The 12,997-nt window shown below is 55.1% G+C and carries 11 protein-coding genes; all 11 read left to right on the top strand.

The window, feature by feature from the left end; translation table 11 throughout:
* Nucleotides 1-125: 125 nt before the first annotated feature.
* The 11 genes from mngA (at nucleotide 126) to tolB (ending at nucleotide 12,992) form a co-directional block, all read left to right on the top strand.
* Nucleotides 126-2,048, top strand: a complete 1,923-nt coding sequence (mngA, locus tag CSE01S_RS05265) for a PTS 2-O-a-mannosyl-D-glycerate transporter subunit IIABC (protein ID WP_042286195.1) — start codon at nucleotides 126-128, stop codon at nucleotides 2,046-2,048.
* A 12-nt stretch (nucleotides 2,049-2,060) separates the two neighbouring features.
* Nucleotides 2,061-4,694, top strand: coding sequence for a mannosylglycerate hydrolase (gene mngB / locus CSE01S_RS05260; RefSeq protein ID WP_042285268.1), 2,634 nt, complete (start codon nucleotides 2,061-2,063; stop codon nucleotides 4,692-4,694).
* A 682-nt stretch (nucleotides 4,695-5,376) separates the two neighbouring features.
* Nucleotides 5,377-6,945, top strand: coding sequence for a cytochrome ubiquinol oxidase subunit I (gene cydA / locus CSE01S_RS05255; RefSeq protein ID WP_042285266.1), 1,569 nt, complete (start codon nucleotides 5,377-5,379; stop codon nucleotides 6,943-6,945).
* Nucleotides 6,946-6,960: 15 nt separating this feature from the next.
* Nucleotides 6,961-8,100, top strand: a complete 1,140-nt coding sequence (gene cydB / locus CSE01S_RS05250) for a cytochrome d ubiquinol oxidase subunit II (RefSeq protein ID WP_042285264.1) — start codon at nucleotides 6,961-6,963, stop codon at nucleotides 8,098-8,100.
* Between the two features lie 15 nt (nucleotides 8,101-8,115).
* Nucleotides 8,116-8,229: a cytochrome bd-I oxidase subunit CydX gene (gene cydX, locus CSE01S_RS05245; RefSeq protein ID WP_042285261.1), complete on the top strand. Its 114-nt coding sequence runs from the start codon at nucleotides 8,116-8,118 to the stop codon at nucleotides 8,227-8,229.
* Nucleotides 8,226-8,519 carry a cyd operon protein YbgE gene (gene ybgE, locus CSE01S_RS05240; protein WP_120714852.1) on the top strand — a complete coding sequence of 98 codons (294 nt, stop codon included), beginning with the start codon at nucleotides 8,226-8,228 and terminating at the stop codon, nucleotides 8,517-8,519. Before cydX ends, ybgE begins: the two co-directional genes overlap by 4 nt.
* A gap of 274 nt (nucleotides 8,520-8,793) precedes the next feature.
* A complete protein-coding gene (ybgC, locus tag CSE01S_RS05235; protein WP_042285256.1) occupies nucleotides 8,794-9,198 on the top strand; it encodes a tol-pal system-associated acyl-CoA thioesterase in 405 nt (134 codons plus the stop codon).
* Nucleotides 9,195-9,887 carry a Tol-Pal system protein TolQ gene (gene tolQ / locus CSE01S_RS05230; RefSeq protein WP_084588979.1) on the top strand — a complete coding sequence of 231 codons (693 nt, stop codon included), beginning with the start codon at nucleotides 9,195-9,197 and terminating at the stop codon, nucleotides 9,885-9,887. The genes ybgC and tolQ overlap by 4 nt, the downstream gene beginning before the upstream one ends.
* A gap of 3 nt (nucleotides 9,888-9,890) precedes the next feature.
* Nucleotides 9,891-10,319, top strand: a complete 429-nt coding sequence (tolR, locus tag CSE01S_RS05225; protein WP_042285249.1) for a colicin uptake protein TolR — start codon at nucleotides 9,891-9,893, stop codon at nucleotides 10,317-10,319.
* 61 nt (nucleotides 10,320-10,380) lie between these two features.
* Nucleotides 10,381-11,568, top strand: a complete 1,188-nt coding sequence (gene tolA / locus CSE01S_RS05220; protein WP_042285245.1) for a cell envelope integrity protein TolA — start codon at nucleotides 10,381-10,383, stop codon at nucleotides 11,566-11,568.
* Between the two features lie 131 nt (nucleotides 11,569-11,699).
* A complete protein-coding gene (gene tolB, locus CSE01S_RS05215) occupies nucleotides 11,700-12,992 on the top strand; it encodes a Tol-Pal system beta propeller repeat protein TolB (RefSeq protein WP_042285242.1) in 1,293 nt (430 codons plus the stop codon).
* Nucleotides 12,993-12,997 lie beyond the last annotated feature (5 nt).

Raw genomic sequence — 12,997 nt, 5'->3', positions numbered from 1 at the left:
CCGGCGCTGTAAATAATACAAATTTAATACAAATTATCGCGCAATAGTGAAAATGATCACATAAATGTATTATTTCGTCTGGCACACTTCTTCGCGCATAAAACCACCACAGGGTGAGGAACATGATGAACCTGACAACGTTAACCCACCGCGATGCGCTGTGCCTGAATGCCCGCTTCGCCAGTCGTGACGAGGCAATCACCGCATTAGCGCAACGGCTAACGGCGTTGGGTAAGATTGCCGATCCCCAGGCGTTTTTAACGGAGGTCTTTTCCCGCGAAAGTCTCGGTCCCACCGCGCTGGGCGAAGGGCTGGCAGTACCGCACGGTAAAACGTCCGCTGTGAAGGAGGCCGCGTTCGCGGTGGCGACCCTCAGCGAACCACTGGAATGGGACGGTGTCGATGGACCCGAACCGGTGGAACTGATCTTTCTGCTCGCCATCCCGCAGAATGAAGCGGGCAGTACGCATATGCACTTGCTGACCGCGCTTACCACCCGTCTGGCGGACGACGAGACGCGGGCACGGGTGATGGCTGCCGAAAGCGCAGATGCGTTGCTGGCGGCGCTGGACGACGAGGTTCATGCTGCATTCACACCCCCGCTGGCGCAGGCGCCAACGCTGGTCTGCGTGACCGCCTGTCCGGCGGGGATTGCGCATACCTATATGGCCGCGGAGTATCTGGAAAAAGCGGGTCGTAAGTTGGGCGTGAATGTGTATGTCGAAAAGCAGGGCGCTAACGGCATTGAAGGCAGGCTGACGGCGGACCAACTGAATGCGGCGACGGCGTGTATTTTCGCCGCTGAGGTGGCCATAAAAGAGAGTGAACGCTTTGCCGGACTGCCGACGCTTACGGTACCGGTCGCGGAGCCGATTCGCCATGCGGAGCAACTGATCCAGCAGGCGCTGGCGCTGCCGCAGCGTGAAACGCGCGCGCTTCAGCAGGATGCGCCGCCTGCGAAGGGGCTAAAAACCGAACTCAAACAGGCGCTGCTGAGCGGCATCTCATTCGCCGTGCCGCTGATCGTCGCGGGCGGCACCGTCCTTGCCGTCGCGGTACTGCTGGCGCAGATGCTGGGGCTGCAACACCTTTTCGATCAGGAAAACTCCTGGCTGTGGATGTACCGCAAACTGGGCGGCGGAATGCTTGGCATTCTCATGGTGCCGGTACTGGCGGCTTATACCGCCTATTCGCTGGCGGATAAACCCGCGCTGGCGCCGGGCTTCGCCGCCGGACTGGCCGCTAATATGATCGGTTCCGGCTTTCTTGGCGCGGTAGCGGGCGGGCTTATCGCCGGATACCTGATGCGCTGGGTGAAAAATCATCTCCGGCTGAGCAGTAAGTTCAACGGGTTTTTGACCTTCTATTTGTACCCGGTCATCGGCACGCTCGGCGCGGGCAGCCTGATGCTGTTCGTGGTTGGCGAGCCGGTGGCGTGGATCAACAACGCGCTGACGGCCTGGCTGAATGGCTTAAGCGGCGCCAACGCGCTGTTGCTTGGCGCTATCCTCGGCTTTATGTGCTCCTTCGACCTGGGCGGGCCGGTGAATAAAGCTGCCTACGCCTTCTGCCTGGGCGCAATGGCCAACGGCGTTTACGGGCCTTACGCCATTTTTGCCTCCGTCAAAATGGTTTCAGCCTTTACGGTAACGGCCTCCACGCTACTCTCGCCACGTTTATTTAAAGAGTTTGAAATCGAAACCGGTAAATCTACCTGGCTACTGGGGCTGGCGGGGATCACCGAAGGGGCTATCCCGATGGCGATAGAAGATCCGCTGCGGGTCATTAGCGCTTTTGTCCTCGGGTCGATGGTCACCGGGGCGATCGTTGGCGCCATGAATATTGGGCTGTCGACGCCCGGCGCAGGGATTTTCTCCCTCTTTTTACTCCATGATGGCGGATTAGGCGGCGTCATGGCGGCGGCAGGCTGGTTTGGCGCGGCGCTGGCGGGAACGTTGATTTCCACACTGATTCTGCTGCTCTGGCGTCGTCAGGCGGTGAAGCAGGGCAAATACGTCACCGACCGCGTGCCGGTAAACACTCACTAACAGGAAACGACGATGAAAGCAGTCTCTCGTGTTCACATCACCCCGCATATGCACTGGGATCGTGAGTGGTATTTCACCACCGAAGAATCACGCATTTTGCTGGTCAATAATATGGAGGAGATCCTTACCCGTCTGGAGCAGGATGCCGAATACAAATATTACGTGCTGGACGGGCAGACGGCGATACTGGAGGACTACTTCGCGGTGGTGCCGGAAAATAAAGAGCGGGTCAGACGACTGATTCAGGCCGGGAAGCTGATTATCGGCCCGTGGTATACCCAGACGGATACCACTCTTGTTTCCGGTGAATCGATTGTGCGTAACCTGATGTATGGGATGCGTGACTGTCTGGCCTTTGGCGAGCCGATGAAAATTGGCTATTTGCCGGACTCGTTTGGCATGTCCGGCCAGCTTCCGCATATTTACAACGGCTTTGGCATCACCCGCACCCTGTTCTGGCGCGGTTGTTCAGAACGCCACGGCACCGATAAAACCGAGTTTCTGTGGCAGAGTCGCGATGGCAGCGAAGTGGTGGCGCAGGTGCTGCCGCTGGGCTACGCGATTGGTAAGTACTTACCGGAGGACGAAGCCGGATTACGTAAACGACTCGACGGTTATTTCGAGGTGCTGGAAAAGGCATCGGTAACAAAAGAGATCCTGCTGCCTAACGGTCACGACCAGATGCCGCTTCAGCAAAATATCTTTGCGGTGATGGATAAGTTGCGGGAAATTTATCCCCAACGGACTTTTGTCATGAGTCGTTTCGAGGAGGTCTTTGAACGCACAGAGGCCCATCGCGAGCAATTAGCCACCCTGAAGGGCGAATTTATCGACGGCAAATACATGCGCGTACACCGCACCATAGGCTCGACGCGGATGGACATCAAAATCGCTCACGCGCGGATCGAAAATAAAATCGTCAATCTTCTCGAACCGCTGGCGACGCTGGCATGGACGCTGGGTTTTGATTACCACCACGGTCTGCTGGAAAAAATGTGGAAGGAGATATTAAAGAATCACGCCCACGACAGCATCGGCTGTTGCTGTAGTGACCCGGTGCACCGCGAAATTGCGGCGCGATTTATGCTGGCGGAAGACATGGCCGACAACCTGATCCGTTTTTATCTGCGTAAAGTGGTGGACAACATGCCCCACAGCGACGCCGACAAACTGGTGCTGTTTAACCTGATGCCGTGGCCGCGCGAAGAGGTCATTAATACCACCCTTCGCCTGCGCGCCAGCCAGTTCAGCCTGCGTGATGACAGAGGGAACGCTGTGCCTTATTTCATTCGTGAGGCGCGAGAGCTGGACCCGGGGCTGATCGACCGGCAAATCGTTCACTACGGCAACTACGACCCGTTTATGGAGTACGACATCCAGATTCATCAGATCGTCCCGTCGATGGGGTATCGCACCCTGTACATTGATGCCAATGCCCCTGGACTTCAGGTTGCCGCGAAAACGACCCCGGAAACGTTGCTGGAGAACGCTTTCTGGCAAATTTCGCTCAACGAAGACGGCACGCTGCGCCTGTATGATAAAGACAGCGGCGTCTGTTATGACCGGGTGCTGGAGCTGGAAGAAGGTTCTGACGATGGCGATGAATATGATTATTCGCCAGCAAGAGAAGAGTGGCGGCTGACGTCGGCCGGTGTGCAACCCCACTGCGAGATCCGCCATGAGGCGTGGCAGAGCCAGGCGCTGATCCGTTATGACCTGGCGGTTCCGCGTGATCTCGCTGAACGCGCCCTGCGCCAGCGCAGCGGCAGGGTAGGGGTGGAGATTGCGGTGACGCTTTCCCATAACAGCAGACGAATTGATGTCGGAATAACACTGGACAACCAGGCCGACGATCATCGGGTGCGGGTATTAATTCCAACGCCTTTTACTACCGATCAGGTGTTGGCGGATACCCAGTTTGGCTCTGTGACGCGTCCGGTAGAGGACGACGCGATGACCAACTGGCGGGAAGAAGGGTGGAAAGAGGCGCCTGTGCCGGTATGGAATCTGCTCAATTATGCTGCGTTACAGGAAGGGCGTAACGGGTTGGCGGTCTTTACGGAAGGTTTGCGCGAATTTGAGGTGACGGGCGAGGAGAAAAAAACCTTCGCCATTACGCTCTTGCGCGGCGTGGGGCTACTGGGTAAAGAGGATTTACTGCTGCGCCCAGGGCGTCCTTCCGGCATCAAAATGCCGGTACCGGATTCACAACTGCGGGGAACCCTGCATTGTCGGCTAAGTCTGTTTAGCTTTAGCGGTACGCCGTTCTCTGCGGGTGTGGCGCAGCAGGCGCGGGCGTGGCTGACGCCGGTACAGTGTTACAATAAAATTCCGTGGGACGCGATGAAGCTCAACAAGGCCCGTTTTACCGTACCTGAGCGTTACAGTTTACTGACCATGCCGCCCGTCGGCTGTCAGATAAGCGCGCTAAAGAAAGCGGAAGACGGCGAAGCGCTGATTTTGCGCCTGTTTAATCCGTCGGACAGCACGTCGAGTGATACCACCGTCACCTTTACCCGGACGGTGGCAAACTGCGCGGAAGTGATGATGAGCGAGCAGGTCGTTTCGGCTCACGAGCGGGACGATAACCTTCCCGGGACGTTTTTACCCGGGCAATCGCGGACCTTCCGCTACCAGCTTGTCTGAAATGTCAGCAATCGGAACAACGCCACGCTAAGCGTGGCGTTGTTATTTTCACAATAATAACGTTGTGGTGTTAATTCAAATTAACCTTAAAGTAAAATTAATGTGAATGATGAAAGGCGGGCTTTTCAGACGCGACGAAAATGATACCCGGACTTCGAAAAATAGCCCCTCAGCAAACCCTGGCAGAACGGCCTGCCACGTTAATTAAAACACCGTCTTTTTATATAAGAATTTTATTGGCGTAACTCCGCAATCAATCAAAGATACACATGTGCAACATGTTTTTTACTTCGGTCACCGCATCTAAACATGGTTAACATAAAAGGGTGTTTTTGATTTAAATCAATGTTTAATGATTGGAAAAAGATAAGGAAACGCGATAAATTGTCGCCGATCAAATTGATGGAAAAGTGAGAAATTCGCTATAAATTGATCACTGTCGAAAAACGCAAATCTTCCTCAATAAAAACCTGTTTATTGTAAGGATTTTGCGGCGTAATATAATTGCGGGATCAATTTGAGTTTTTTATTAACATGTTTGTAACCTTTCACCCATTCTGTTTCCTTATACGGAAAAGGATACCGGCGAAGGCGCGCAAACAAATTTGTATTGGGGCATGCGTGTGACCCTTTCTAACGGGGTTCACTCTCGGAGTCTTCATGCGATGAGCAAGGAGTCATGATGTTAGATATAGTCGAACTGTCGCGCTTACAGTTTGCCTTGACCGCGATGTACCACTTCCTCTTTGTGCCACTGACGCTCGGTATGGCGTTTTTGCTGGCCATTATGGAAACGGTCTACGTCCTTTCCGGCAAACAGATTTATAAAGATATGACTAAGTTCTGGGGCAAGTTGTTTGGTATCAACTTTGCTCTGGGTGTGGCAACAGGGCTGACCATGGAGTTCCAGTTCGGGACAAACTGGTCTTACTATTCCCACTACGTTGGGGATATCTTCGGTGCGCCGCTGGCGATCGAAGGTCTGATGGCCTTCTTCCTCGAATCCACCTTTGTAGGTCTGTTCTTCTTTGGCTGGGATCGTCTGGGCAAAGTCCAGCACATGGCTGTTACCTGGCTGGTGGCATTAGGCTCTAACCTTTCTGCGCTGTGGATCCTGGTCGCTAACGGCTGGATGCAGAACCCTATCGCGTCGGATTTCAACTTTGAAACCATGCGCATGGAAATGGTGAGCTTCTCTGAACTGGTGCTCAACCCGGTTGCACAGGTGAAATTCGTTCATACCGTGGCGTCGGGTTATGTCACGGGTGCGATGTTCATCCTCGGTATCAGCGCTTACTATCTGCTGAAAGGCCGCGACATTGCCTTCGCTAAACGCTCCTTTGCCATTGCCGCCAGCTTCGGGATGGCCGCTGTATTGTCTGTTATCGTTCTGGGTGATGAGTCCGGTTACGAAATGGGCGACGTGCAGAAAACCAAACTCGCCGCCATCGAAGCCGAGTGGGAGACCCAGCCTGCACCGGCTGCCTTTACCCTGTTCGGTATTCCGGATCAGGATTCGCAGGAAAACAAATTTGCGATCCAGATCCCTTACGCGCTGGGTATTATCGCTACCCGCTCCGTCGATACGCCGGTGATCGGTCTGAAAGACCTGATGGTCCAGCACGAAGAACGTATCCGCAACGGGATGAAAGCGTATGAACTGCTCGAACAACTGCGCGCCGGTTCAACCGACCAGACCGTTCGCGATCAGTTCAACAGCATGAAGAAAGACCTGGGCTATGGTCTGCTGCTGAAACGCTATACTCCGAACGTCTCCGACGCGACGGAAGCGCAGATCCAGCAGGCGACGAAAGATTCTATTCCTCGCGTTGCGCCGCTGTATTTCGCGTTCCGTATCATGGTGGCATGCGGCTTCCTGCTGCTGGCGATCATCGCGCTGTCCTTCTGGAGCGTTATCCGTAACCGCATCGGCGAGAAAAAATGGCTGCTGCGCGCTGCGCTGTATGGTATTCCACTGCCGTGGATCGCCGTAGAAGCGGGCTGGTTTGTTGCGGAATATGGCCGTCAGCCATGGGCTATCGGCGAAGTGCTGCCCACCGCCGTGGCGAACTCGTCGCTGACGGTAGGCGATTTGCTGTTCTCCATGTTCCTGATTTGCGGCCTGTACACCCTGTTCCTGGTGGCAGAACTGTTCCTGATGTTCAAGTTTGCACGCCTTGGCCCAAGCAGCCTGAAAACCGGTCGCTATCACTTTGAGCAGTCCACCGTGGCTTCTCAGCCGGCACGCTAAGACAGGAGTCGTCAAATGATCGATTATGAAGTACTACGTTTTATCTGGTGGCTGCTGGTTGGCGTTCTGCTGATTGGTTTTGCGGTTACCGATGGCTTCGACATGGGGGTGGGCATGCTCACCCGTTTCCTCGGTCGTAACGACACCGAGCGTCGAATTATGATTAACTCCATCGCCCCGCACTGGGACGGTAACCAAGTGTGGCTGATCACCGCCGGCGGCGCGCTGTTCGCCGCCTGGCCGATGGTCTATGCCGCCGCGTTCTCCGGTTTCTATGTGGCGATGATCCTCGTGCTGGCATCGTTATTCTTCCGTCCGGTCGGTTTTGACTACCGTTCCAAGATTGAAGATCCGCGCTGGCGCAACATGTGGGACTGGGGCGTGTTCATCGGTAGCTTTGTGCCGCCGCTGGTGATTGGCGTGGCGTTTGGTAACCTGTTGCAGGGCGTACCGTTCCATGTCGACGAGTATCTGCGTCTCTACTACACCGGTAACTTCTTCCAGTTGCTGAACCCGTTCGGTCTGCTGGCAGGCGTGATCAGCGTTGGGATGATCATCACCCAGGGCGCGACCTACCTGCAAATGCGTACCGTGGGCGAACTGCATCTGCGTGCCCGCGCGACCTCACAGATCGCCGCGCTGGTCACGCTGGTCTGCTTCGCGCTGGCGGGTGTCTGGGTGATGTACGGTATCGACGGTTATGTGGTGACCTCTGCTATCGATCACCATGCCGCGTCTAACCCACTGACCAAAGAAGTGACTCGTGAAGCGGGCGCATGGCTGGTGAACTTTAACAACGCACCGATCCTGTGGTTGATTCCGGCGCTGGGCGTGGTACTGCCGCTGCTGACGATCCTGACCTCGCGGATGGAAAAAGGGGCATGGGCGTTCCTGTTCTCTTCTCTGACGCTGGCCTGCATCATCCTGACCGCGGGTATCGCGATGTTCCCGTTCGTGATGCCTTCCAGCACCATGATGAATGCGAGCCTGACGATGTGGGATGCGACGTCCAGCCAGATGACGCTGAACCTGATGACCTGGGTTGCGGTGGTATTTGTGCCGATCATCCTGATCTACACCAGTTGGTGTTACTGGAAAATGTTCGGTCGTATTACCAAAGAACACATTGAAAGCAACACCCACTCTCTGTACTAAGTAAGGAGCAATTGTATGTGGTATTTCGCCTGGATTCTGGGAACGCTTCTTGCCTGTGCATTTGGGATCATCACCGCGCTGGCCCTTGAGCACGTCGAGGCAAGCAAAAACGGTCAAGAAGAACACTGATGAAACTTATCGCGATGCTGTATGCGATAATGGACAAGCGCCCGTTACGGGCGCTTTCTTTCGTCATGGCGCTGGTGTTAGCAGGATGTATGTTTTGGGATCCCTCCCGCTTCGCGGCAAAGACCAGTACGCTGGAAATCTGGCACGGTTTACTGCTGATGTGGGCCGTCTGCGCAGGCATCATACATGGCGTTGGTTTTCGCCCTCGCGCCGTGCACTGGCAAGGGATCTTCTCCCCTCTGCTGGCCGACATAGTCCTTATCGTGGGGCTGTTTTTCTTCTTCTTTTGAATAAGAAACATCCTGAAAGAACGATGGGCTTGCATAAGCCCATATATTTTTACTCTCCCTTAACTTCCCCCCATTCCCAAGCCCTGATAGCGCGCGTATAGTAGCAACGTTTAAAAGTTCTCTCTTTTGTTGCATTACCGGGATGTAAAGTGAATACAACGCGATATACAACAGCATTCTTGATGCGTCGCGAGGGCAATGACGCGAGTCACCAGACACTTGCAAACGTAAGTGACGGAGATGAGCGGATGGCGCTGACAACGAGGCCGCAGGAATGAATAAGTATATATTTCGATGGCCGGTTCGTGTCTATTATGAAGACACCGACGCCGGTGGGGTGGTTTACCACGCCAGCTATGTCGCTTTTTATGAAAGAGCGCGCACAGAGATGCTGCGTCATCACCACTTTAGTCAGCAGGTTTTGCTGGCAGAGCGAGTGGCCTTCGTGGTGCGTAAAATGACGCTGGAATACTATGCGCCTGCGCGACTCGACGACATGCTCGAAGTTCAGTCTGAAATTACGTCAATGCGTGGTACCTCAATGGTGTTCACGCAACGCATTGTCAACGCAGAAAACACGGTGCTCAATGAAGCAGAAGTGCTGATTGTTTGCGTTGATCCACTCAAAATGAAGCCTCGTGCGCTTCCCAAGTCCATTGTCGCGGAGTTTAAGCAGTGACTGACATGAATATCCTTGATTTGTTCCTGAAGGCTAGCCTTCTGGTTAAACTTATCATGTTGATTTTGATTGGTTTTTCAATCGCATCCTGGGCCATCATCATCCAGCGGACCCGTATTCTCAACGCTGCTGCGCGTGAAGCCGAAGCGTTTGAAGACAAATTCTGGTCCGGGATCGAACTGTCTCGCCTGTATCAGGAAAGCCAGGGCCGCCGCGATAGTCTGGCGGGGTCGGAACAAATCTTCTATAGCGGGTTCAAAGAGTTTGCCCGCCTGCATCGGGCCAACAGCCATGCACCGGAAGCGATCGTTGAAGGCGCATCCCGGGCGATGCGCATCTCAATGAACCGCGAGCTTGAGAATCTTGAGACGCACATTCCGTTCCTCGGCAGCGTCGGTTCTATCAGCCCGTATATCGGTCTGTTTGGTACCGTGTGGGGGATTATGCATGCGTTTATCGCCCTGGGGGCGGTAAAACAGGCCACCCTGCAGATGGTCGCGCCGGGGATCGCGGAAGCGCTGATCGCGACGGCGATTGGTCTGTTTGCGGCGATCCCTGCGGTTATGGCCTACAACCGCCTGAACCAGCGTGTGAACAAGCTGGAATTGAATTACGACAACTTTATGGAAGAGTTTACCGCGATTCTGCACCGTCAGGCGTTTACCGTTAGCGAGAGCAACAAGGGGTAAACCATGGCGAGATCGCGTGGACGGGGTCGTCGCGACCTGAAGTCCGAAATCAACATCGTACCGTTGCTCGACGTGCTGCTGGTGCTGCTGCTGATCTTTATGGCGACAGCGCCGATCATTACCCAGAGCGTGGAAGTCGATCTGCCGGACGCCACGGAGTCGCAGGCGGTGAGCAGTAACGACAATCCGCCGGTGATTATTGAAGTGTCCGGGGTAGGGCAGTACAGCGTGGTAGTGGAAAAAGATCGTATGGATCAACTGCCGCCGGAACAGGTTGTTGCGGAAGCGAAAAGCCGCCTGGAATCCAATCCGAAAACGGTCTTCTTAATCGGTGGCGCGAAAGACGTGCCTTACGATGAAATAATTAAAGCGCTGAACTTGTTACACAGCGCGGGTGTGAAGTCGGTCGGCTTAATGACCCAGCCTATCTGATCATCCGCTTCTCTGGCGTGAAAAGAGCGTGTAACAGGCGAACAGTTTTTGGGAACCGAGAGTGTCAAAGGCAACCGAACAAAACGACAAGCTCAAGCGGGCGATAATTATTTCAGCGGTGCTGCATGTCATCTTATTTGCAGTGCTGATCTGGAGTTCGTTCGATGAGCATATAGAGGCTTCAGCCGGCGGCGGCGGTGGTTCTTCCATCGATGCCGTGATGGTTGATCCTGGCGCCGTGGTTCAGCAGTACGAACGTCAGCAGCAGCAACAGTCCAGCGCGCAGCGTGCTAAAGAGCAGCGTGAAAAACTGGCGCAACAGCAGGCGGAAGAGCTTCGCGAGAAGCAGGCTGCGGAACAGGAACGGCTTAAGCAGATTGAAAAAGAGCGCTTAGCGGCGCAGGAACAGCAAAAGCAGGCCGAGGCTGAGGCGAAGAAAGCGCAGGAGCAGCAGAAACAGGCTGAGGAAGCCGCGAAGAAAGCTGCCGCCGACGCAAAAGCGAAAGCGGACGCGCAGGCGAAAGAAGCGGCGGAGGCGGCGAAAAAGGCCGCTGCTGACGCGAAGAAGAAAGCCGAAGCCGAGGCGGCGAAAGCGGCCGCGGATGCGAAGAAAAAGGCGGAAGCGGAGGCTGCTAAGCAGGCTCAGGCCGACGCGGAGAAGAAAGCGGCCGCAGAAAAAGCCGCTGCAGCCAAAGCGGCAGCCGCTGAAAAAGCGGCGGCCGAGAAGAAAGCCGCCGCCGAAAAGGCCGCCGCAGAGAAAAAAGCCGCTGCGGAGAAAGCGGCTGCCGATAAGAAAGCGGCAGCGGCTAAAAAAGCGGCCGCAGAAAAAGCCGCTGCGGAAAAGGCCGCGGCAGCAGCAGGCGTGGACGATCTGCTGGGCGACTTAAGCTCCGGTAAGAATGCGCCGAAAACCGGCGGTGGGGCGAAAGGGAACAACGCTTCTCCGGCGGGGAGTGGTAATACTAAAAATAATGGCGCGTCAGGCGCGGATATCAGTAACTATGCCGGGCAGATCAAATCTGCTATCGAGAGCAAGTTTTATGACGCATCGTCCTATACAGGCAAGACCTGTACGCTGCGGATAAAACTCGCGCCGGACGGCCTGCTGCTGGATATTCAGTCTGAAGGTGGCGATCCGGCGCTTTGTCAGGCAGCGCTTGCGGCGGCCCGACAGGCGAAGATTCCAAAACCGCCAAGCCAGGCAGTGTATGAAGTGTTTAAAAACGCGCCTCTGGACTTTAAACCGTAAGCTAAACTTTCCCCGTCACCGCGGGGAAAACAAACGTCGGCAGTCCCTGGGTTTCGGTAGTTTTGTGTATTTGAGTTTGTTAACATTCTGCTAAATTATCGTGGGCTTTCCGTCCAGATAAGGGAGATATGATGAAGCAGGCATTACGAGTAGCATTTGGTTTTCTGATGCTGTGGGCGGCGGTGCTGCACGCAGAAGTCCGTATCGAGATCACCCAGGGGGTGGACTCGGCGCGCCCGATTGGCGTTGTGCCATTCCAGTGGGCGGGGCCGGGGGCGGCGCCTGAAGATATCGGCGGCATCGTTGGCGCAGACTTGCGTAACAGCGGGAAATTTAACCCATTAGATCGCTCCCGTCTGCCGCAGCAGCCGGGTACCGCGCAGGAGGTTCAGCCTGCGGCATGGTCTGCGCTGGGTATCGACGCGGTGGTTGTCGGTCAGGTAACGCCGAATCCGGACGGTTCCTATAATGTCGCCTATCAACTGGTTGACACTGGCGGCGCGCCGGGTACTGTACTGGCCCAGAACTCTTACAAAGTGAATAAGCAGTGGTTGCGCTATGCGGGCCATACCGCCAGTGATGAAGTGTTCGAAAAGCTGACCGGCATTAAGGGCGCTTTCCGTACCCGTATCGCTTACGTTGTGCAGACAAACGGCGGTCAGTTCCCGTATGAGCTGCGCGTCTCTGACTACGATGGTTATAACCAGTTCGTGGTTCACCGTTCCCCGCAGCCGCTGATGTCTCCGGCGTGGTCTCCGGATGGCTCGAAACTGGCTTATGTCACCTTTGAAAGCGGTCGTTCTGCGCTGGTTATTCAGACATTATCTAACGGTGCGGTGCGTCAGGTTGCCTCTTTCCCGCGTCACAACGGTGCGCCTGCGTTCTCTCCGGACGGCAGCAAACTGGCGTTTGCCCTGTCAAAAACCGGTAGTCTGAACCTGTACGTGATGGATATCGGCTCTGGTCAGATCCGTCAGGTAACCGATGGTCGCAGCAACAACACGGAACCGACCTGGTTCCCGGACAGCCAGAACCTGGCCTTTACCTCTGACCAGGCCGGACGTCCACAGGTGTATAAAGTTAACGTCAACGGCGGTGCTCCGCAGCGTATTACCTGGGAAGGTTCACAAAACCAGGACGCTGATGTCAGCAGCGACGGGAAATTTATGGTAATGGTAAGCACGACTAACGGTCAGCAGCACATTGCCAAACAAGATCTGGTAGCGGGTGGCGTACAGGTTCTGTCGTCAACGTTCCTGGACGAAACGCCAAGTCTGGCACCTAACGGCACTATGGTTATCTACAGCTCTTCTCAGGGGATGGGATCCGTGCTGAATTTGGTTTCTACAGATGGGCGTTTCAAAGCGCGTCTTCCGGCAACTGATGGACAGGTTAAATTCCCTGCCTGGTCGCCGTATCTGTGATAATA

It is taken from the genome of Citrobacter sedlakii NBRC 105722, assembly GCF_000759835.1.
Taxonomy (GTDB): domain Bacteria; phylum Pseudomonadota; class Gammaproteobacteria; order Enterobacterales; family Enterobacteriaceae; genus Citrobacter_A; species Citrobacter_A sedlakii.
The sequence above is the reverse complement of the archived record's forward strand: the minus strand, read 5'-3'. Positions and strand labels throughout refer to the sequence as shown.

Coding starts and splice junctions, on each gene's coding strand:
- tolB (WP_042285242.1), top strand. CDS start 11,700: ATGAAGCAGGCATTACGAGTAGCATTTGGTTTTCTGATGCTGTGGGCG.
- tolR (WP_042285249.1), top strand. CDS start 9,891: ATGGCGAGATCGCGTGGACGGGGTCGTCGCGACCTGAAGTCCGAAATC.
- cydX (WP_042285261.1), top strand. CDS start 8,116: ATGTGGTATTTCGCCTGGATTCTGGGAACGCTTCTTGCCTGTGCATTT.
- cydB (WP_042285264.1), top strand. CDS start 6,961: ATGATCGATTATGAAGTACTACGTTTTATCTGGTGGCTGCTGGTTGGC.
- cydA (WP_042285266.1), top strand. CDS start 5,377: ATGTTAGATATAGTCGAACTGTCGCGCTTACAGTTTGCCTTGACCGCG.
- mngA (WP_042286195.1), top strand. CDS start 126: ATGAACCTGACAACGTTAACCCACCGCGATGCGCTGTGCCTGAATGCC.
- mngB (WP_042285268.1), top strand. CDS start 2,061: ATGAAAGCAGTCTCTCGTGTTCACATCACCCCGCATATGCACTGGGAT.
- ybgC (WP_042285256.1), top strand. CDS start 8,794: ATGAATAAGTATATATTTCGATGGCCGGTTCGTGTCTATTATGAAGAC.